Origin of the sequence: Vibrio anguillarum (genome assembly GCF_001989995.2) — a bacterium.
Taxonomy (GTDB): Bacteria; Pseudomonadota; Gammaproteobacteria; order Enterobacterales; family Vibrionaceae; genus Vibrio; species Vibrio anguillarum.
On the sequence record NZ_JAHGUP010000068.1, the window covers coordinates 1 to 22115 of the forward strand.

Genomic DNA, 22115 nt, shown 5'->3' on the forward strand with positions numbered 1-22115 from the left:
CATTAAAGCGGAGAAGAGCCACAAATGTAACTATTTTGTTGTGCTACAGGGGGGCTGGCGTTAATGATGAAGCTTATTTTCTCGCCGCGTAGGCTGTTTGCCGATCGCTAACCTTAATTTAAGATAGCACAAAGGTTACTGAGCTATTGGCCTTTGGGCGTTGGAATGAAATGCATATGAGAAAACTCATCGTCCATTTGGTAGTGCGTAAACCCAAATCGCTGATACAAAGCACCGACGGGGCTACCTTGCAAACAACAGAGCTTACAAGGGTATTGAGTCAGATTGGCTTGGTTGACGACCAGTTGTAACACTTGGCTACCCACCCCTCTATTTTGAAAATCTGGCAGAATAAAAAAGCGTGAGAAGTAGAGCGTTTCATGCTTGCTCTGCAGTAAATAAGTGCCAATCGGTTGGCCATCAGCGCAGATGATCGTTGGTAGACCAGAATGCCATTCTTGGCGATGCAGCACTTGCTGCAACTCTTCATCCCAGCCAAATGTCGCCGTAATACCATCCATTTCTGCGACTTTTTTTAGATCAAAAGCAAATTGATAATCGCTGTCACTTGCGGGGCGAAAGGTTACCTTCATACGTTTATCTTTTTGTTTAATAATAGGTTGCTTACCAAGATATCAATCGTCGGCGTATTCATGGGCAATCGAAATAAAGCGCTCTTCTATTGCCAAGAAGGCATCAATGACTTCTGGGTCAAAATGGCTTCCTCTTCCGTCCAAAATAATCCCTTTCGCATCGGCGTGAGGCATCGGCTCCTTATAGATGCGTCGGCAAATCAGAGCGTCATAAACATCAGCGACAGCCATTAACCGTGCGCTGAGCGGTATAGCATCACCTTGTAAACCGTTAGGATAGCCAGAGCCATCCCATTTTTCATGGTGCCCATGGGCGATCTCTTTCGCCATATCGATAAGGTCATTTTTCGCGCCTGACATCTTTTCCGCTTTTTCTAGCGCACGTAGCCCTAAGCTGGCATGGCCTTTCATGATCTCAAACTCATCACTGTCCAGTTTTCCTGGTTTTAATAGTATGTTGTCGGCGATGCCCACTTTACCAATATCGTGTAAAGGGGCGGCTTTAAAGTAGGTATTAATAACATTCGGCGTTAGCTTTTGTTGATATTTTGGCAACTTAGCCAGTTGTTTGGCTAACGCTTTGACGTAATGTTGTGTTCGCAGGATATGGTTACCCGTATCCGGGTCTCTGGTTTCAGCGAGGCTGGCGAGAGCATACACGACCGCGTCTTGCATTTTATCCAATTCATTTGAACGTTTGATCACCTCTTTTTCCAAGTAGCCATTTTGGTTTTTCAGTATGTCTTTTGAAATTTTGTTTTGCAGGTGAGTATCTACTCTGGCTCTTAGCAACGGTACGCTTACGGGTTTGTATACATAGTCAACCGCACCTAACTCAAACCCCAGTTTTTGATCTTCAGGGTTATCTTTTGCGGTCAGAAAAATCACAGGGATGTCTTGGGTGTTAGGGTTTGCCATGATCTTTTGTATGACTTCAAAACCTGACATTTCCGGCATCACAATATCGAGTAACACTAGGTCAATAGAAAACTTGTCTAAGATACTGAGCGCCATCGGGCCTGATTTAGCGGCCTTGACATGATATCGGTTAGCCAACCCCTGTGACATAAATGCAAGGTTATCTGGCGAATCATCGACGATTAACACGGTACAATTGTCCAAGTTTTCGATGGGCATGAGTCTTTCCTAATAAAAAATAGCAATTGAGCGGCGAAGGTTGGGTTTAAGTCTAAACTTATCAATAACTATAGCTAATCTCAGCGTTAGTAGAGTGAGAAAATTATTAAGAAGGCGCTTCACATGCGATCCATCCGAACTTTATTCACCGTCTTATTTATTGCTATGGGATTATGTTCCATTGCGATGTTTAGTATCACAGACAAAGTAGCCGCTCTGAGAACGGAGAGCCGACAACTGAACGACGAACTTTACCGTTTCTATCGTCTGTCACAAGAGTTGAAGCAGAGCTCAGATCACTTAACCAAATTTGCCCGAGCCTACGCTTCGACTGGCGATGAAAAGTGGCTCAACCTTTTTAATTATGTGCTGAGCGTCAGAAATGGTTCTGTGCCGTTACCGAAAGGGAATGAGTACGAATTTTGGGATGTCGTTGCACAAAACAAACTACTTGCCCGCTCACTGGGTGGCGCACCAGACAACCCTTCGTTACTCGATAGAATGCGTCTTTCGGGCATTGAATCGGTGGAGTTTTTGGAGCTCAAAAATGCGCTTACTTTGTCTGATTCACTGGTGTCACTCGAAAGAGAAGCCTTCATGGCCATCAAAGGATGGAAAAAGAATAGCCAAGGCGAATTTGTCGACACAGGTGAGCCGGATCTGGAATTGGCTCGGGCTATTCTCTATGGTGACCAATACTTCGCGGAAAAGGCGAAAATTATGCAGGCGATTGGTTCTGCGCATCAATCGATCATGCAACGCATGGAGCAAAACATCCAACGTGCCGATAGCGAAGCGCTGCGTTATGAATGGATAAACTTGGCGTTAGTATTAACCTTACTCAGCGTGATCATCGCCTCCTTTGTTCTGCTGTGGCGTCTTTACATCAATCCGTTAAGTCAGCTACTCAAAACGGTTGTGACTCAAGTCAAACGGGAAGATTACGCGTTTACCATCACTCAAACCGCCTATGCAGAGCTGCAACATTTTATCGACAGTTTGAATGTGGTGTTTCATCATATCGCTGAGCAGCTTAGCCAAAATACTTTACTTAAAGATTTCAATATCATCCTGCGCAAAAACGATTCTACGGACCGTTTGTGTAATGAAGTTACGCAATTCTTACTGCATCAATTTCCTTTGGAAATGGTTGGCATGTACATCTATCAAGAGGGCGTATTAAAACGAGTGGCTGGAGTGGGTTATGGTGAGCATTCGGCCAGAGAATACACCGATCCATCATCGACGCAGCTTAGCGTGTTGCTCAGCGGTCAGCCCTATGCGATGAAAGCACTCGATGGCAACTGTCACATTGAATTTAACGGTGGCAAGTTAGTCATTAACGAAGTGTATTATTTGCCGCTGCACGTCAATCAGCATCCTGTCGCTTTACTAGAGCTGGGTACTATCGGGTCGTTGTCGAGTTTGCAATTTCAGTGGTTATCGCAAATGTTGGATGACTTATCGGTCAGTATTCAATTGAGCCAAAACATTGAAATTCAGCGACGAGCCGAGCAGAAAGTACTCGAACAATCTCAACTGAATCAAGAGATCCTCGATGCGACGCCGAACCCCATGTATTGCTTGTCGGCCTCGGGTACGTATCTCACCATTAACGCTAAGTTTATGGATTTAGTTGGCCTGTCGGCCGAGCAAATTATCGGTAAATCGCCGCAAGATATCTTTCAAAATGAAACGGCGACCATTTTTGCCCAAGTACATAAAAGGCTTGGAGAGGAGCAGTCTTCGCAAGATTACGAATTGTCTCTCTATGACGCTTCGCACCACAAAAGAGAGATGTTGGTATACGAAGCTTCTTTCCAAAATAATCGTGGTGAAGTTTCTGGAATTGTCGGAATTTTGCTTGATTTAACCGATCGCAAGCAGATGGAAGAGCAATTAAGAGAAGCTAAAGAGACCGCGGATGCCATGAGCCAAGCCAAAGGCGATTTCCTCGCGAACATGAGCCACGAGATCCGTACACCAATGAATGCCATTTTGGGCATGGCCCATCTAGCGCTCAATACCGAGCTCAATCCTACGCAACAAAAATACATTTCACGGATTAATGAATCGGCGAAAAACTTACTTGGCATCATTAACGACATTTTGGATTTTTCCAAAATAGAGGCGGGCAAGCTGAATGTTGAGCACATTGATTTTAGCCTTGATGAGGTATTGGATAACCTCACCACCTTGATTTCGCTAAAAGCCCAAGAGAAAAACATCGAGTTTTTATTAGACATCGACCCACATATTCCTGTGGGCTTGGTGGGCGACCCGCTGCGTTTGGGGCAAGTTCTCGTTAACTTATGTGGCAATGCGGTGAAATTTACTGAACAAGGGGAGATCATCGTTTCGGCGCGAGTCGTGGGGCAAAACGACGCCAACGTGACCTTGAAGTTTACCGTTTCTGATACAGGTATTGGCATTGCTGAATCTAACGTAACCACTCTATTCTCTGCATTTTCTCAAGCTGATAATAGCATTACTCGCCAATATGGAGGCACGGGCTTGGGGCTTAGCATCAGTAAACAGCTAGTCGGATTGATGGGTGGCGACATTCAAGTTCGCAGTGAAGAAGGGTCAGGATCCACCTTTGAATTCACGGTTGAGTGTGGCCTGCAAGAAGCCAAAATGCGCGATATCGCTAAGCCACTCAGCGCTCTAGCAGGCAAACGTGCGTTGGTAGTCGATGATAATGACTCGGCACGCAATATTTTAATGACCTTGCTCAATGCGATGCATTTTGAAGCGAAGTCAGTCAGTAACGGTTTTGAGGCGCTCGATGAAATCCGCAATACGCATTTTGATATGCTGTTTATTGATTGGAATATGCCGGGTATGAATGGCATAGAGTTGCTGCAGAGAATGAAACCATTGGGTGTTTTTGATAATACTAAACGATTCCTCGTTACGGCTTACGGCCGAGAAATTTCCTTGGTGGGAGAAAACAGTAAATTAGTCGATGCCTTGATTGTGAAACCTGTGAACCCATCAAATCTCCTTGATGCCATTATGGACAGCTACGGCATCGAGCAATTAAGGCAGAGCCATGAGTATCTTGATCATGATACAAGGCCAACATTTATTGGGCAAAAAGTGCTTTTGGTAGAAGATAACGAAGTGAACCAAGAGGTGGCTTTCGGCCTGTTAGAAAGTACTCAATTGAGCATTGTTCTTGCTAATAATGGACAAGAAGCTTTGACGAAATTGCAGCAAGAAGCTTTTGATTTAGTGCTGATGGATATGCAGATGCCCATTATGGATGGTATCAGTGCGACGAAAGAGATCCGCCAGCATGAGGAGTGGAAAACGCTACCGATTGTTGCAATGACCGCCAATGCGATGTCTTCAGATGTCGAGCACTGCTTAAATGCAGGTATGAATGATCATGTGGCGAAACCAATTGATGTACAGCGCTTGTACCACGTACTACGCAAATATTTAAAGGCGGATGAAACCACTCCAGTACCCTCTACGGTATTACCGAATCAAGTGAAACCGAGCACTGGCTATCCAGAATTGACCGGTATTGATGTGGAGCAAGCGATTTTCCGAATTGGTGGCAATGCGCAGCGATACTTTGAAATATTGGATCACTTCCTTGCCAGCCAGCAGCAAGAAATAGCCACATTCCCTAAATTGATTGATAAGGGGCAGTGGGAAGAGGCAGAGCGAGTGATGCATACCCTAAAAGGCTCCGCGGCTAATCTAGGGATTGAGCCTATTGCGCAGCTAGCCAACGAGATGGAAGGGGTTGTGCAGCGACATACGAAACCCGCCATTCAAGATCTCAACACGGTCTCAAAGTTCATGTCTACTTTGTTGGATGAGTTAAGGGATTGGGAGCAGACACAATTATATCCGCAGCAAGAGCACCGTGATATTACGTTGCTCTACCAACAATTAGTGCAATGTGTTGAAAACTACGATGCTGATGCGATTCATATGATCCACCAAATTAAACAATGCAATTTATGGTCTGACGAGCAAAAGAAAAGTTTGATGCATGCGATTGAAGATTTTGATTTTGAAGCGGCTAAAGAGGTATTGGCTCAGTTGCCAGTACCGACTGAAAAAATAAGTTGAAGTATGATGGTGCTTAAAATTGATGCAATAATTGTGGCGTAAAATTCGACATTTTGGCCATTCTCATCCTATGCTAAGAGCAATAATAACAATGAATAAACAGAAATAATTTCGTTGATAAATGAAGAAGGATACTTTTATGAATATCAACAACACCATGAAGCTCGTGTTTGCTGTCATCGGTATCGGTATCGGTATCGGTATTGTCATTAGTGTTGTGACGGTATTACAGCTCAATGGGCTAATGCAACAAGTTGATAATATGGCTCAAGTTCGTTATCAATCTTACCAAGCGGCCGATGAGCTTCGTCAAAGCTCTGATGATTTAACTCGGTTGGGCCGAACTTATGTGGTCAGTGGCGATGAAAAGTATGAAAAAATGTACATGGATATTCTTGATATTCGTAATGGTAAGAAACCTCGCCCGCAGAACTATCACACGATATATTGGGACCTTGTGTTGCAATATGGACAAAAACCTAAAGCAGACGGTAAAAATATCTCCCTCAACCAAATGATGACGGATCTTGGTTTTACTCCGCAAGAGTTTAGTTTGCTCAAAGAAGCTCAAGCTAATTCAGATGGCTTAGTGAACATGGAAGTCAAAGCGATGAATGCTGTTAAGGGGCTTTACCCTGATAGCAATGGCAACTACACCGTTAGAAAAGAGCCAGACCGTAATATGGCGATTTCTCTCTTACACAGTAATGAATACCATCAAGAGAAAGCCAAAATCATGGCTCCGATCGATAAGTTCTTTATTGAATTAGAAAATCGAACCAATAAACAATTCATGGATGCGGCGCAGAAAGTAAAAAGTACGGTATTGATTGGTAATATCTCCTTAATTAGCGTTTTTGTTATTGCCATTATTGGGTATGCCATTGTTAACCGAAAAGTAGTGAAGCCGATTGATACCATGGCTAAATTGCTACAACAAGTAGACAAAAATTCTGATTTGACTTTGCGAGTTGACGATAACAGTCACAACGAACTGGGTATAATCGGCGGCACCATTAATAAGGTGCTTGGTAGTTATGCCACCACCATTAGCAAAATAAACCAAGTAAACCATACCATTTCGGCCATCTCTGAAACGATAAGCGATGTCACCAAACAAAACGTCAAAGTGGCGAATCAGCAAAATCAAGAACTTGAAATGGCGGCGACGGCGATGGAAGAGATGACATCGGCGCTCTCTAGTGTGGCAGAAAGCACCACCATGGCAGAAGAGTATGCGGGCAGCGCGGAAAAAGAAGCCAGTACCAGTAAACAGGTCTTTGATAAAACGACCCATGAATTTGGTGATTTAGAGGGTGAATTTACCAAAACATCCGAGATCATCCAGCAACTTGCTAATGAGTCTAATAACGTTGGTAATGTACTTGATGTGATTAAAGCGATTGCTGAACAAACCAACCTACTGGCATTGAACGCGGCAATAGAGGCTGCTCGTGCGGGTGAGCAAGGTCGAGGTTTTGCGGTGGTAGCGGATGAAGTACGCTCACTTGCCCAACGAACTCAACAATCGACGGGTGAGATCGAAAGCATGATTTCGATGCTGCAAGAGAAAGCAGAACAATCGACCAAAACGATCCGGGTGAGTGCTGATAAAATGCAGTCAACGCGCTCTAATATGTCGGTGGCGAACGAAGCGCTTGGTACCATCCAAGGATCGGCAATTGAGATCCATAAATTGAATACGTCGATATCGGCTGCGACAGAAGAGCAATTGGCTGTGAGCGACGAAATTTCCAGCAATCTCAGTAACATTAAAGCCCTTTCGGGTGATATGAACGTTGCCATCAATCAACTCGGGCCTGTCGTTGTTGATTTGCAACGTAATGTCGATGAGTTAAATAGCGCGATTAAGCACATCCGCACTTAAATTTAATATCCTCTCCTTGCTATTTTTTAGGCTCTCTGTATTGAGAGCCTTTTGTTTGGCAAAATTTTTTATTTGCAGAATGATGCCCACTTAAGTGGTCACGGCAATACCGCAAAGTAAGCGATACGTTAAAGCTCTTGCTTCGGCTGACTTTTTCTTGCCAAACGTTGCCAAGGTAAAGAGAGCAAAATGAGGATAGTCAGAGCATACAGCATTGACCAGCCTAAGCAGATAAATACCGCAGTGCAGAGGATCAACGAAATTGCCGCCAACAGTTTGTTGATGCCACTGAGCAATTTATAAGCGGCGAACATCGCTAACAGATAAACTAAGACAAAGATTCCATTCGCAAGTTTTAGGAAAAATTCCAGATTGAGACCAGACCATTCACCAAGCAGGCAAGAAGCCATTAATACAACTCCAACAGCAATGGTTGCATTGGCTGGAACGCCGCGGATTGAAATTCGGGCGATTGCGCTTTCTGGTCGATATTGCCTTGCTTGTGCCCACACCATGCGAGATAAGCTTTGTGTGTATAAATTGATGCTCGCAAAGCACGCAAAAAACCCGATGAGGCTTATTACCGTTGCCAAACTGCTACCAAAAATTTGTTCGCTCAGCCAAGGAATAGAGGTGCTATCAAATTCTGCGCTGCCATACGCACCAAATTTAAGGATGACCACCGAGCATGCCCAATAGGTGATTCCAGCCACAAAGCAGCCGACAATGATCGCGATCGGAAAATCGCGCTGTGGGTTTTTAAACTCTTCTCCCATATGAGCGAACGCTTCAATCCCGACGAAACACCAGAACATCACTCCGAGTGCGGCGCCAATCGGCCAAATACTGTCCGTGCTGAGTGCGGGCATGGTTAAATCTGCAGCACCAACATCGCCTATCCAGAAAAAAGCACCAACTAATACGAAAATGCTCAGCGCAATAACGGTTTGTAACTGCCCGGAAGATTTGGTGCCCGCCAAATTGACCGCAATCAGCAACAGTACGGTTAATACTTGCGCCATCATCGCCGAGTTCAGTGGCGCAGGGAGGAGTTGTTGAGCAAAGCCTGCCGCCAATGCGACAGCGGCCGGAACGCCGACAGGGATCACGCTGACAAAAAGCCAAGCAACCGAGCGTTCCAACTTAGCGTTAAAAGCTTGGCGGACAAAGTAGGCGGTTCCGCCGGCGTTAGGGTAACGCTTACCCAGAGCGGCAAACGTCAGTGCAATCGGGCAAATCGCCACAAACAGCAGTAGCCATGCCCACAGTGAGAGCTCACCTGCAATACCAGCGGCAATCGCTGGGATCATAAATAACCCTGTTCCCATTAAAGTGGTGGAAAGTTGTCCAATACCAGACAGCAAGGTGATCTCTTGTTTTAACTTATTCACGGCTTCCGTTCCCAAATATCGTTCTGGCGGTTAGCATACGCTGAAGCGAAATAATATGCATCTATCTCAGTTTGCCTATGCCCATTGGGTGCAACGGCTAAGCTGCAACATCAGGCCGTTTGGGCAGCGCCACATTCAGGTAGCGTTATGCGAGTCATTTCGTTATCGTCGCTACTTTAAATCACGACTTTAAATCACCGAAACAACAGCGAGAAATCCATGACATTCACCGTTTGGTTATCACTATTTACCATTTGTATTTTAGGCGCGATGTCGCCAGGGCCAAGCCTAGCGATGGTGGCCAAACACAGCCTCGCTGGTGGGCGTAAAAATGGGTTTGCAACGGCGTGGGCGCACGCATTTGGTATTGGCGTTTATGCCTTCATTACCTTGATTGGCCTAGCGGTTGTATTGCATAAATCGCCCTTGCTGTTTAAAACAGTGGGCTATGCAGGTGCGCTGTATTTGGCCTATTTGGGTATCAATGCATTACGTTCAAAAGGGGGCGTGGCGGCTAAATTAGAATCGGGTGAGACGGTCAGTGTGTGGCAGTCGGCTAAAGAGGGATTATTGATTTCTCTGCTTAGTCCTAAAATCGCGCTATTTTTCATCGCGTTATTCAGTCAATTTGTCGCCATCGGCAACGAACTGAGCAGTAAAGCTATTATTGTGTTAACACCATTTTTAGTGGACGGGCTTTGGTATACATTCATCACCTTAATTCTTTCTAGCCCGATATTACTCGATAAACTGCGCGCGCGTGCCGTATTGATTGACCGTTTGTCGGGCGTAGTACTGATTGCGCTTGCCATCCGTGTCGTCATGACTCTTTAGCTAATACCCAAAAAACGGGAGGAAATGCCTCCCGTTTCTAATGAGTTTCGCCGTGCCAATGAAAGAGTGCGAATAGGGTTGTTCATCGATAGTGTGCTTGAGTTTTTTCTTCATATTCACCTTCAATAACGTAGCCGCTTTTTGACGTAAAGGTGTGGCGCTTGAGCTGCTTTTCTATACGTTTGCCAGTGATGATCGCCGCAATAGCGAGAGGAATGGCGAGCAGCAAACTCAGCATCAACGCGAAAAACCCTACAACCAGCGCAAATGTAGTCACAATAAATCTATTCATAACCTGTACCTCTTTCTGAATTGAAGCTAGGTTAACGCAGCCAAGATGAATCCAACATGAATGTTGTGTCTCTAATTTTTTGGAGTGGTATGGACGACGTTCATTCCCCCAATAATATTGGGACTCTGACAGATAGTTCAAATTTTGAGTCATTTTGGTGTCTTTGTTTGTGGTGTGAATGAACTCCCACTGACATTAGTTCTTTCTTGGTTTGAACAAAAGGCGATCGTTATCGATCTGACGCTACTCGCATTGGGTGTGAAAGAAATTTATATCGGACCAACTGCACCAGCATCACTCATCGAAACTTGATAAATATTTTGCAACCTTAGGCTTTGAATGACCAGAAGGCGCTGCGTGAACAAGGCTATGCCTTAGCGTGTTCGAGCAGATTAGTTTCGGACGTTGAAATCTCATTGAACTGATCACTTCATAAAAAAGCCGCCTTATATCAAAAGGCGGCAAGCAGGGGGGGGTGAGATAAACACTCACTATTATTATGTTGTGGAGATAAAAACAATATTAATCCGTTTACTGGGCGGTAGTTGGGAAAGTTCGGTAACGAACGCCCATCATCTGCTCCATACAATGTACAACTTGGCCGCTGTAGCCAAATTCATTGTCATACCAAATGTAGAGCACGCAGCGGTTGTCTTGAGCGATCGTCGCTGCACCATCAACCACGCCAGCATGGCGAGAGCCAACCAAATCACTGGAGACAATTTCTGTTGAGTCGGTGTAATCAATTTGTGCTGAAAGCGGCGAGCTAAGCGCCATTTCACGTAGATATGCGTTGAGATCTTGCTTATCCACTGCCTTGGCTAAGTTGAGGTTAGCTACGGCCATCGACACGTTTGGCGTAGGGACACGAATTGCATTACCGGTTAACTTACCCGCGAGTTCAGGTAACGCTTTTGCAACCGCTTTGGCGGCACCCGTTGAGGTTAACACCATGTTGAGCGATGCGCTTCGGCCACGTCGTTCACCTGAATGGAAATTGTCGATAAGGTTTTGATCATTAGTAAAAGAGTGCACCGTTTCGATATGGCCAGAAAGTACACCATATTGATCATGAATTGCTTTCAATACCGGTGTGATAGCGTTGGTGGTGCAACTGGCGGCTGAGATAATGGTGTCTTCGGGCTGAATATCAGCGTGGTTTACGCCGAACACGATATTTTTAATCTCACCTTTGCCGGGTGCTGTCAGCAGCACCTTGCTTGCCCCTTGACAGTTCAAGTGTTGACTAAGCCCTTCGCTATCACGCCAGACACCGGTATTGTCGACCACTAACGCGTTATGAATACCATAGTGTGAATAATCAACCTCTTGTGGCTTATTGGCGTAGATGATTTGGATATAATTGCCGTTGGCAATAATGGCCTTGCGAGCCTCATCGATGATGATGCTGCCGTTAAACTGGCCATGAACTGAGTCACGGCGTAGCAAGCTTGCCCGTTTTTCTAAATCTCCTGCTTTACCCCCACGAACGACAATCGCTCGCAAGCGCAGTGGATAGCCCGGGCCACTTTTTTCTATCAAAAGACGAGTCAGCAAGCGACCAATACGACCAAAACCGTACAGCACCACATCCTTAGGTTCACTGAGTGTTTCACCATTCAACGCACCATTAAGCGCCGTTAGCAGGTAATCCTCAAGGCCATGTTCATCATCATGTTGTTGCCAAAATTGATGAGCAAGTTGGCCAATGTCGACACGACATGGCGACAGAGCAAGCGTGGTCAACTTTTGTAAAATCGACATCGTTTGCTGGGTTGAAAGCGCCTCGCCCGTGTAGCGACGGACAACGCGATGTGCTTTGATGATATCAATGGTGGTGGCGTTGATGAGTGTTTTTCCAAATAAAACCACTTCAACACCTTGTTGGCGATAAAGCTGACCGATGAGGGGAGACATAGATTCAGCAATCGTTTGGCTGGCTTGCCAGTCTGAGAGATGTTTCTCTGGGCTCATATTGACTTGGGACCTTTCACGTTATGTTAAGCAGTAATGTTCACAGTGTAGGGCTGGTGAACGCGTATCTGGCACGGTCATCTGTGCTGAGATACAAGTCGATGTTTATTGTTGTTTTTATGTGGCCGGATTGTAAATGTGGAATGGTTATTCTGCTAGCAAAAATAATGACGACATTTTTTACTGAAAACTAGGTAAAAATCAGCGTATTGAGTGGTTTTTGGCGGTGGTTAGAGATATTGACAAATTCTAAAGTCGCGACTTATTTTGTGATGATAATGGTCTGCTTCAAATATTTGATGCCTGAGGTTTTTCCTTTTTCATAAAAATGAGATTAGATTCAAATTGTTATCTTAAAATATGGTGAGTTTTCGGCTAATTCACCATCACGCTTATTGGATGAATAGTGACGGGCAACGCTTTCGTTACTGCGCTGGTTTTATCTTAATAAGAGCGCAGACGCATAAAATAACGTCTACTATTTAACCATTGGCTAGGATGTATTACTTCCAAGGATGATAACAATGGTAATACTTACCCACTTCTCAATTAAGGCACGCTTGTTCTTACTCTGCCTCATACCAACACTGGTTATTCTGGCTGTGGCATGGCGTCTATTCCTCCCATTTGAAAGCCGTTTAGACACATACCATGTGTTGAACCAAAAGATTGGGGCAATCAATCAGGTCACCACCAGTTCTGTCCTTTTTTATACCTTGCTCAATGCGCAGCTGCGTAGCGAAAATAGCGAGGACTCTCGGCCGCAGCTCAAGCAGGATCTAGCTGAATCGCTGGATAAAATTATGCTGGATACAGGTTCTACAAATAGTCATTTTGGGAGTAAAAGCAACCGTACATTGATAGAAAACCGTGTGCTTGACCTTCACCATTTGTTGGATGAGTTGCCGTCGGCCTCACAAAGCGAGACCCTAGAATTAGGCCGCCAAGTATTTAATCTTTTGTATGAAGTGATGGCCGATCTGCAAAAAACCAACAGTTTTCTTGCGCCTGTTGATATCCATACCTTGGATCTGGTGTATAGCGACCTGCATTGGTTTGTATTTTGGGTGCAAAAAGAGGCGTGGTTAATCAAAGAATTAACCATGGTTCAAGAGGTGTTTCAATCTCGACAAACAGAATACTTTCAAGCTGTTGAGCGCCAGCAACAATACTTCGAACGTATCATTGATAACGGCGCTCAACTCGAACAACTGGTGCAGTTGTTTACGCAACCTGAATTTCGCCAAGCCGCTTTGATTCGCGAAAAAATCGTTAGTAATGAAGCGGATCCTCAAGCATTAGCTTCTTATGTCAAAAATGTGGAAGAGCGTTACTTGGCGATAGATAAACTGGTGCAAAGTGTCAACCAACACTTATCGGCTCAACTGAATGTGCGTCTCCAACAAGAAAAAATGAGTATGTTAAGTATATCGGCATTGCTGTTGGCCGTGTTGGCGCTGCTGTTTGTACTAGGAGCAAGTACCTCATCTCGCATCTCGTCAAAGCTCAAGCGGATCATCAATACCATGAGTCGATTGCGTGAAAAGCAGAACGGCATTGAACAGATCCCGATTGATGGCAAAGATGAGTTTTCCCGTTTTACGATCAATCTCAACCATATTATTGAGAAACAGCAACAGTACGAGAGTGCTTTGGTGGAAACAAAGGAAGCGGCAATTGCCGCTAATCGAGCCAAAAGCGCGTTCTTAGCCAATATGTCGCATGAGATCCGAACGCCTCTTAATGGAATCATCGGTATGACTGAAATATTGTCACGCAGCGAGTTTACGGGGAATGAGCGTGAAATCCTGGCCGATATTGATACCTCTTCGCAAGCGTTGCTGATCTTGATTAACGATATTCTCGATTTATCTAAAATTGAATCAGGCAACTTGGAGCTTGCTCCACATCGCTTTGAACTCGCTGAATTGGTATACGACACGGTGAACTTGGTGAACGCGAAAGCGTTGAGCCAGCATATTGAGCTTAATATTTATCTCGACCCTGCATTACCTCGTTTTATCATCGCGGATGAATATCGTCTGAAGCAGGTCTTGATGAACTTGTTGTCCAATGCGGTGAAATTTACCAAAGATGGTTATGTCAACACGGGTTTAACCTTAGAAACGGGCGATATAACCTCGATACGTTTTGCTGTATCCGATACGGGAAGTGGCATCGATAAAGAGATGTTGAACACGATTTTTGATCCCTTTATTCAAGAAGATAGCAGTATTACCCGTCGTTTTGGTGGGACTGGGCTAGGGTTGGCTATCTGCCGTCAATTAGTCGATCTGATGCAGGGTGACATTCATGTACAGTCCACTAAAGGCTTAGGTAGCTGCTTTGAATTTGTCGTCCCGATTGAGGTTGCCGAAGATCAGCCGCAAGTTGAGCCTCTTGCCACGCAGGCGTTGTTAATTACCAATATGTCTAACTACTCATCCGCTATTCGACGTGAATGCGTTCAATGGGGGATTCAACTCAATGAAGCGCGTGATGTTGAACAAGCAGTCAAGAGTGGGCTTAGCGCCGTATGTATTTTATATTGCCAAAGCTTAAGCCACAGCGTGCAATCGGATCTCATTGCGCTGCGTGAGCATTTTTCCAGTGCAAAAATAGTGGTTCTGCAGCATCACTTGTTCGTCAACAAAGACGCAATTCATATTGCGCAGGCAAGTATCACGTTGCCTTTTTTAGGGACGCGTTTTGAACGTGCCCTCAAAGCATTAGTGGCCGATACAGAGACGGCTTTAACGCCAGTCGAGGAGAGTCAGTTAGACTACTTAAAGTGCAATCATAAGCGTATTTTGATTGTTGAAGACAATTTGATGAACCAAAAAATCGCCAGCTTTTTCCTTGAAAAGGCAGGGATTGGTTATGTGGTGGCCAACAACGGGCAAGAAGCGGTAGATGCCATCACCCAAGGTGGTCATTTTGCTGCGGTGTTAATGGACTGCATGATGCCAGTGATGGATGGCTTAACCGCGACTAAGAAAATCCGCGAATGGGAAAAAGAGCAAGGCGTTGAAAAATTACCCATTATCGCCTTAACCGCCAGCGTTTTGGAGGAGGATATTAAAAGCTGCTTTGACGCGGGCATGGATGCGTATTTGCCCAAACCTTATAAATCCAAGCAACTTTTTGATATTTTTAGCGATCTGCAAGTGGCGAACTCTTGAGAAGATAGCCTAATCGCTATTTTTATCGATTTTCGAAATTTAAATTAATTGACCTTACCCCTAGGGCAAGCTTTAGTCTGTGAGAGTTTTCAGTCAGATAGTGATATTGGATATGCAACTTTCGCTGCATACAATTTGGGTTTCCATGTTGGTGATGATGACGCTGCTTGCTTCAAGCTTAGTGTCTAGTGCACCTTTAATGGCGATCACAATGTCACCGACTTCGGCTGTATCCCATTCAGTGACTGACGATGCAAACCCGCCGCAACACTGCTCAAATATGAACGCTGCGCACCATGATTCCGATGCAAGTGACATGACTTCATCAGCGATGAGTAACGATTGTATCGATCACAGCGACCAAGGTGTTGATTCCTGTTGTAGCGTCATGTGCATGACCACGTTAGCTTTCTTTATCACTGAACACCAACCCTTCACACCTCACGCGGTTTTATTGTTGATCAATGCAGAAGCAACGCGTGGCATTGTGATGGTCGCTCGCTCACTTTACCGTCCCCCTATCGTTTAATTTCCCTTTCATTACGCCTATGGCGTGTTTGTGCGACCTTTAACTAGGTTCGTGACTCTCTGTTGCATCTCAACCTTTTGCGATGCATGAAAGATGGAATTTTATTGTGAACCTTAAACTCTCTGTGATCGCTTGGTCGATCAGTATAGTGGGCGTTTTGTCATTCCCCTTGATGGTGAATGCAGCCCCACAAGCCGCGATGGCTCAGCCAGATTCGCATGCAAAACAATTAGCTCAGCTGATTGACGCTGCATTATCGAATGATGCCGTCCGCAAGCAATATTTTGCTCAGTCTCAAGCAATACAAGAAACTGGAATGGCCAGCTCAACCCTGATGGATCCTAAGATCAAAGTTGGCTTTGGTGGTTTGCCCATTGATAGTTTTAAGTTTGATGAAGATCCTATGACTAACATTTCTGTGGGCTTAATGCAGCAGTTTGAACGGGGTTCAAGCTTGGCATTACAAGCGAAAAAAGCAAAGCAACAAGCCACTGGTGTTGCGCTTCAGGTTAATTTACGTGAGTTGGAAGTGGCAAACAGCATGACTCAATTATGGTTAGAGTTAGGCTACCAACAACGCGCTGAACGTATTGTGCGGGCAAACCAAACCTTAATGCGTGAGCTGGCTGGTTTTATTGAAACGAACTATTCATTAGGTAAAAGTGAAGCGCAAGATTTGCTGCAAGCGCGGTTACAAGTTTCCAAATTGGACGACAAATTACAAGCCAATCAACAAATGCAGCAACGCATTGTGTCGCAATTATCCGAATGGTTAGGTAGAGCTTGGTTGGTTGAACAGCCTATGTTAGCCGCTGAAGAGTCAGTGAACTGGTCCCGTTTAGATGCGCAATTGGTTACGGTTAACGACAGTACCACTCACTACGCTTTGTTGGTCACTCACCCGATGGTCGGCATGGCAGAAGCGGCAATTCACACCAACCAAACGCAAGTCGAAATAGCACAAACGGCCTATCAACCTCAGTTTGGTGTGGAAGTGATGTACGCCTATCGCCAAGCAAGCAGTATGCAAGGCGGACCCGCAGCCGATATGGTCAGTGCTTATCTCACCATGGATATCCCGCTGTTTACGGGGAGCCGCCAAGATAGAAACCACGCTGCGGCGCAATATCAAGTGGGCGCGGCTAAATCACAGCGCGATGTTCTATTGGCGCAGATGAACGCCAAAGTGAATGCCTTATTGGTTGATAAAATGAACCTCGAACAGCGTTTATCGCGCTATCAAACCACCTTATTAACGCAAGCGAAAGCCCGCACTCAAGCGGTTGAGAGAGGCTATGAAAACAATACCTCCCAGTTTAATGATGTCGTCAATGCCGCCAGCGATGAACTAGCGCTGCAATTAGAGCAAGTACGCCTAATGACCGATTTAAACCTAACCAAAAGTAACCTCGCTTATCTATTAAATGGGTTCGATTTTCAAGCTATTGCCCCTTCACTTACCTCTTTAGAAACACTTACGCCTGTAGAAAAGTAGGAGAACTCAATGAAATCATTAAACATAGCCGTACTTTCCTTAGCGATAGGTGGATTACTGGGGTTTAGTATCAATCAATACCTGTCTGGTCATGATATGGAGGCAATGAACTCAACCAATGCGATGTCTGAACCGCTGTATTGGGTTGCGCCGATGGACCCAAACTATAAACGTGATAAACCGGGTAAGTCACCGATGGGGATGGACCTCATCCCTGTGTACACCGAATCGCCGACGCAAGCACAAGAGAAGAGTGGCACGGTGACCATCAGTGCTGCGGTCGAAAATAACTTGGGTGTGAAAACGGAACCCGTGGTGTTTGCGCAGTTATCTCCACGCATTGAGACAGTCGGCTACATTGCGTTTGATGACAGTTTATTGTGGCAAACGAATGTTCGCGTTGCTGGTTGGGTTGAAAAACTGAACATTAATGCGGTTGGAGAGCGGGTTCGTAAAGGCGATGTCTTATTTACGCTCTACTCACCAGAGCTGGTTAAAGCGCAGGAGGAGCTGTTAAATGCTCATCGAGCCAGCCGTGAAAGTTTACTGAAAGGCGCAACCGAGCGTTTGGTTTCACTGGGGGTTGATCGTGAACAGATCAGACAGATTATCGCTCGAGGCAAAGCCACTCAATCGATAGAGGTCAAAGCCATTGCTGATGGGGTGATTGCGAGTTTGAATATTCGCGAAGGGGGATACTTATCGCCAGCGCAAGCGGTGATAAGCGCAGGTCCTTTAAACGAAGTGTGGGTTGACGCTGAGGTATTCGAGCGCCAAGCACATTGGATTACGTCGGGTAGTTTAGCGTTAATGACACTGGATGCTATTCCCGGCAAGGAGTGGCAAGGGAAGATAGATTACGTCTATCCCATTTTGGATCCGAAAACCCGAACGCTGCGTATGCGTTTGAAATTTCTTAACCCAAATGGAGAGTTGAAGCCTAACATGTTCGCCAATATCGCTTTGCAGCCCGTATCGCAACAAGCGGTGCTCACCATTCCTAAATCAGCAGTTATTCATTCGGGCGGCATGACGCGCGTCGTACTTGCTGAAGGAAATGGCAAATACCGTTCAGCAAGGGTTGAAGTTGGCCGCGAAGCAGGCGAGCGCCTTGAAGTTTTACAAGGGTTAACGGAACAAGACACGGTCGTCACGTCGGCGCATTTCCTATTAGATTCAGAGTCGAGTCAAAGTGCTGATTTATCACGTATTAATGGAGTCGAAGCTGCCAATGAAGCTTGGTTAACGGGAGACATCAGTACGCTTATGGCTGATTTCGGGATGCTCACACTTAACTATAAACCGGTAAGTAAATGGAGCTGGCAAGCGGGGCAGATGAACTTCACGGTTGAGGAGGAGTTTGATCTCAGCTTATTTGCTGAAGGGCAAAGGGTTCGATTTCTAGTGGCAAAGCAGGGTGACGAATATGTACTAAAAGCACTGGAAGCGAGTGAGCAGGCAAGTAGTGAGACGAACATTACCGCCGCAGAAACACTAGGAGGTCAACAATGATTGGTGCGATTATTCGTTGGTCGATCAATAACCGTTTTTTGGTGTTGGTGGCGGCTCTGTTTCTCATTTTGGGCGGACTTTACAGTGTAAAGAACACGCCTGTTGATGCTTTACCGGATCTCTCAGATGTGCAAGTGATCATCAAAACCAGCTATCCCGGCCAAGCGCCGCAGGTAGTGGAAGATCAGGTCACTTACCCACTCACAACGGCGATGCTTACCGTTCCGGGGGCAGAAACGGTCCGTGGCTATTCATTCTTCGGTGATTCCTACGTCTACATCATCTTTGATGATCAAACCGATATGTATTGGGCTCGCTCGCGGGTATTGGAATATCTAAGCCAAGTGACGCCAAAACTGCCACCCAATGCCAAACCAACCTTGGGGCCGGATGCGACGGGGGTTGGCTGGATCTACAGTTATGTACTGCAAGATAAAACCGGCCAACACGATCTTGCGCAGCTACGCAGTTTGCAAGATTGGTTTTTGAAGTACGAGCTGCAAACGGTGAATGGTGTCTCCGAAGTGGCTACCGTTGGCGGCATGGTTAAGCAGTATCAAGTGCAAATTGATCCGGCAAAGCTACGCGCTTATAACCTGACTTTGCAACAAATCAATGCGGCGATCCAAAATGGTAACCAAGAGTCGGGAGCGTCAGTGATTGAGGTTGCGGAAGCCGAACACATGGTACGCACCAGTGGCTATCTGACCAGTATTGATGACATTAAAGCGCTACCACTGAAAGTGACCGACAAAGGAACGCCATTATTGTTAGGTGATGTGGCGGATATTAACCTTGGCCCACAAATGCGTCGTGGTATTTCTGAGTTTAACGGTGAAGGAGAAGCGGTTGGAGGCGTGATCGTGATGCGTTTTGGTGAAAATGCTAGCCAAGTGATTGATGACGTCAAAGCGAAATTGACTGATCTCCAACGCAGCTTACCGGAAGGTGTCGAAATTGTTGCCACTTATGATCGTTCAACCTTGATCAATCAAGCCGTTGAAAACCTTTGGCATAAGCTAGCAGAAGAGTTCATTGTCGTTGCGGTCGTGTGTGCGCTGTTTTTATTCCATATCCGCTCATCATTAGTGATTGCTTTGAGTTTGCCCGTGGGCATTCTATCGGCTTTTATTGTGATGCATTGGCAAGGTATCAATGCCAATATCATGTCACTTGGGGGGATCGCCATTGCTATCGGTGCTATGGTCGACGGGGCGATTGTGATGATCGAAAATGTGCATAAACATATTGAACGCACCCCACTGACCGACAAAAATCGCTGGCAGGTGATTGGCAAAGCCGCTGAAGAAGTCGGTGCGCCACTATTTTTCTCACTACTTATCATTACGTTAAGTTTTGTGCCCGTTTTCGCACTCGAAGGCCAAGAAGGCAAGATGTTCTCGCCATTGGCGTTTACTAAAACCTATGCCATGGCCGCCGCCGCAGGTTTAGCGATCACGCTCGTCCCTGTTCTTATGGGCTATTTTGTGCGTGGCAATATTATTTCCGAGCACAAAAATCCTATCAATAAAGGGCTTGTGGCACTTTATCGTCCACTACTCAACCTGAGTTTGCGTTATCCCAAAAGCATGATTGTATTGGCTTTGGCATTAATGGCTTCCGCTTATTACCCAATGAGCAAATTAGGCAGTGAGTTTATTCCGCCATTAGATGAAGGCGATCTCATGTACATGCCGACAACCTATCCAGGGATCTCGATTGGTAAGGCGCGTGAACTATTGCAGCAAACCAATAAACTCATCAAAACCGTACCAGAGGTCAAAACTGTGTGGGGTAAAATGGGGCGTGCAGAAACCGCAACCGATCCCGCGCCCTTAACCATGATTGAAACGGTGATCCAACTTAAACCTCGCGATCAATGGCGTGAAGGTGTAACCACAGAATCGCTACGCAAGGAATTTGACAGTTTAGTGCAATTTCCGGGGTTAACCAACGCGTGGGTGATGCCAATCAAAACACGCATCGATATGTTAGCTACAGGGATCAAAACACCGATTGGTATTAAGATAGCGGGTCCCGATCTCAAACAGATTGAAACCATCGGTGCGCAACTTGAACCTATCCTTAACCGCGTTCAAGGTACGGCATCGGTTTATGCTGAGCGTGTGGCTGGTGGCCGTTATGTAACGATAGACATCAATCGGTTACAAGCGGCGCGCTATGGGCTAAGCATTAAAGATGTACAGCAAGTCGTTTCAACCGCAGTGGGGGGCATGAATGTAGGGGAAACCATTGAGGGGTTAGAGCGTTACCCGATCAATGTACGTTACCCGCAAGATTACCGTGATTCGGTAGTCAAGCTGCAAAACTTACCTTTGGTGACTCAAAACGGTGCACGTTTGGCCTTGGCCGATGTGGCTGATATTCGATACGAAGACGGCCCGCCGATGATAAAAACCGAAAACGCACGGCCAAACGGCTGGGTCTTTGTCGATATTGATGGACGCGATCTCGGTTCATATGTGGCAGAGGCGCAACAAGCGGTAGCGGAGCAATTACAGCTGCCAGCAGGATATTCTCTCGTATGGTCTGGTCAATATGAATACATGGAGCGAGCCAAAGCGCGCTTAAGTGTTGTCGCACCGATCACGATCGCAATCATCATGTTGCTACTCTATTTCAGTTTCCGGCGAATCGGAGAAGTGTTGATCATTATGGCGACATTGCCGCTGGCGATGGTGGGTGGCGTGTGGTTGATGCACTACCTTGGCTACAACTTTTCAATCGCCGTGGGGGTGGGGTTTATTGCACTTTCAGGTGTTGCGGTAGAAATTGGCGTGATCATGCTCGTTTATTTAAACCAAGCTTGGCACTACAAAAAAATTGATGCACAGGAAAATGGTGCGGCCATTGACAGCCAAGATCTCATCAATGCAATTGGCGAAGGAGCAGGACAGCGCGTGCGCCCAGTCATGATGACGGTACTGACAGTTATTATTGGCCTGATCCCGATTATGTATGGCACGGGAACCGGTTCGGAGGTAATGCAGCGCATTGCCGCCCCCATGATTGGAGGCATGGCTTCAGCACTATTGCTCACATTATTGGTTCTACCTGCGGTATTCAAGTTATGGAAAAACCGTGAAATCGCAACACTCAAATAGCGTGCAGTTGGCAAAGTAAAAACTAAGCACCAATCGGAAAATAAATAGTAACTGGATGAATTTAAGGAAAA

13 protein-coding genes and 1 pseudogene are annotated in these 22115 nt (G+C 45.7%); 9 read left to right on the forward strand and 5 right to left on the reverse strand.

Translation table 11 applies throughout. The features are described 5' to 3' along the window. Positions 1–143: 143 nt before the first annotated feature. Together PL85_RS14660 and PL85_RS14665 are read right to left on the reverse strand one after the other, a co-directional pair. The gene (locus tag PL85_RS14660; RefSeq protein ID WP_064626618.1) at positions 144–593 is read right to left on the reverse strand and encodes a GNAT family N-acetyltransferase; all 450 of its coding nucleotides are present in this window, start codon (positions 591–593) and stop codon (positions 144–146) included. A gap of 42 nt (positions 594–635) precedes the next feature. After that, the gene (locus tag PL85_RS14665; protein ID WP_064626619.1) at positions 636–1730 is read right to left on the reverse strand and encodes a response regulator; all 1095 of its coding nucleotides are present in this window, start codon (positions 1728–1730) and stop codon (positions 636–638) included. A 123-nt stretch (positions 1731–1853) separates the two neighbouring features. Here PL85_RS14665 and PL85_RS14670 point away from each other — a divergent pair, with 123 nt between their 5' ends. After that, entirely contained in the window at positions 1854–5822 is a 3969-nt protein-coding gene (locus PL85_RS14670; RefSeq protein ID WP_064626620.1) for a hybrid sensor histidine kinase/response regulator, read from the forward strand. A gap of 139 nt (positions 5823–5961) precedes the next feature. After that, complete coding sequence (locus PL85_RS14675; protein ID WP_115340024.1) at positions 5962–7710, forward strand: methyl-accepting chemotaxis protein; 1749 nt, start codon at positions 5962–5964, stop codon at positions 7708–7710. 128 nt (positions 7711–7838) lie between these two features. Here the strand turns inward: PL85_RS14675 and yjeH are convergent, their stop codons facing one another. Then, complete coding sequence (yjeH, locus tag PL85_RS14680; protein WP_115340025.1) at positions 7839–9116, reverse strand: L-methionine/branched-chain amino acid transporter; 1278 nt, start codon at positions 9114–9116, stop codon at positions 7839–7841. A 204-nt stretch (positions 9117–9320) separates the two neighbouring features. On the opposite strand from yjeH, the gene PL85_RS14685 reads away from it, so the two are divergent. Further along, the gene (locus PL85_RS14685) at positions 9321–9935 is read left to right on the forward strand and encodes a LysE family translocator (RefSeq protein WP_096036917.1); all 615 of its coding nucleotides are present in this window, start codon (positions 9321–9323) and stop codon (positions 9933–9935) included. 82 nt (positions 9936–10017) lie between these two features. Here PL85_RS14685 and PL85_RS14690 read toward each other — a convergent pair whose 3' ends face one another. Continuing rightward, entirely contained in the window at positions 10018–10227 is a 210-nt protein-coding gene (locus tag PL85_RS14690; RefSeq protein WP_017045072.1) for a hypothetical protein, read from the reverse strand. Between the two features lie 162 nt (positions 10228–10389). Here PL85_RS14690 and PL85_RS14695 point away from each other — a divergent pair. Then, a pseudogene (locus PL85_RS14695) lies at positions 10390–10533 on the forward strand (hydroxylamine reductase); the annotation flags it as partial. A 225-nt stretch (positions 10534–10758) separates the two neighbouring features. Here the strand turns inward: PL85_RS14695 and PL85_RS14700 are convergent. Further along, positions 10759–12201, reverse strand: coding sequence for a glyceraldehyde-3-phosphate dehydrogenase (locus tag PL85_RS14700; RefSeq protein ID WP_017049972.1), 1443 nt, complete (start codon positions 12199–12201; stop codon positions 10759–10761). Positions 12202–12716: 515 nt separating this feature from the next. Between PL85_RS14700 and PL85_RS14705 the strand changes: the two genes are divergently transcribed. The 5 genes from PL85_RS14705 to PL85_RS14725 all read left to right on the forward strand — a co-directional run bounded on the left by PL85_RS14705 (position 12717) and on the right by PL85_RS14725 (position 22044). Beyond that, positions 12717–15383, forward strand: coding sequence for an ATP-binding protein (locus tag PL85_RS14705; protein WP_115340026.1), 2667 nt, complete (start codon positions 12717–12719; stop codon positions 15381–15383). 112 nt (positions 15384–15495) lie between these two features. After that, entirely contained in the window at positions 15496–15912 is a 417-nt protein-coding gene (locus tag PL85_RS14710; protein WP_094125608.1) for a hypothetical protein, read from the forward strand. An 82-nt stretch (positions 15913–15994) separates the two neighbouring features. Further along, the gene (locus tag PL85_RS14715) at positions 15995–17407 is read left to right on the forward strand and encodes a TolC family protein (RefSeq protein ID WP_115340027.1); all 1413 of its coding nucleotides are present in this window, start codon (positions 15995–15997) and stop codon (positions 17405–17407) included. Positions 17408–17416: 9 nt separating this feature from the next. Then, the gene (locus PL85_RS14720; RefSeq protein ID WP_115340028.1) at positions 17417–18919 is read left to right on the forward strand and encodes an efflux RND transporter periplasmic adaptor subunit; all 1503 of its coding nucleotides are present in this window, start codon (positions 17417–17419) and stop codon (positions 18917–18919) included. Then, on the forward strand, positions 18916–22044 hold the full coding sequence (locus tag PL85_RS14725) for an efflux RND transporter permease subunit (protein ID WP_115340029.1): 3129 nt from the start codon (positions 18916–18918) through the stop codon (positions 22042–22044). The genes PL85_RS14720 and PL85_RS14725 overlap by 4 nt, the downstream gene beginning before the upstream one ends. The last annotated feature ends 71 nt before the right edge of the window (positions 22045–22115 follow it).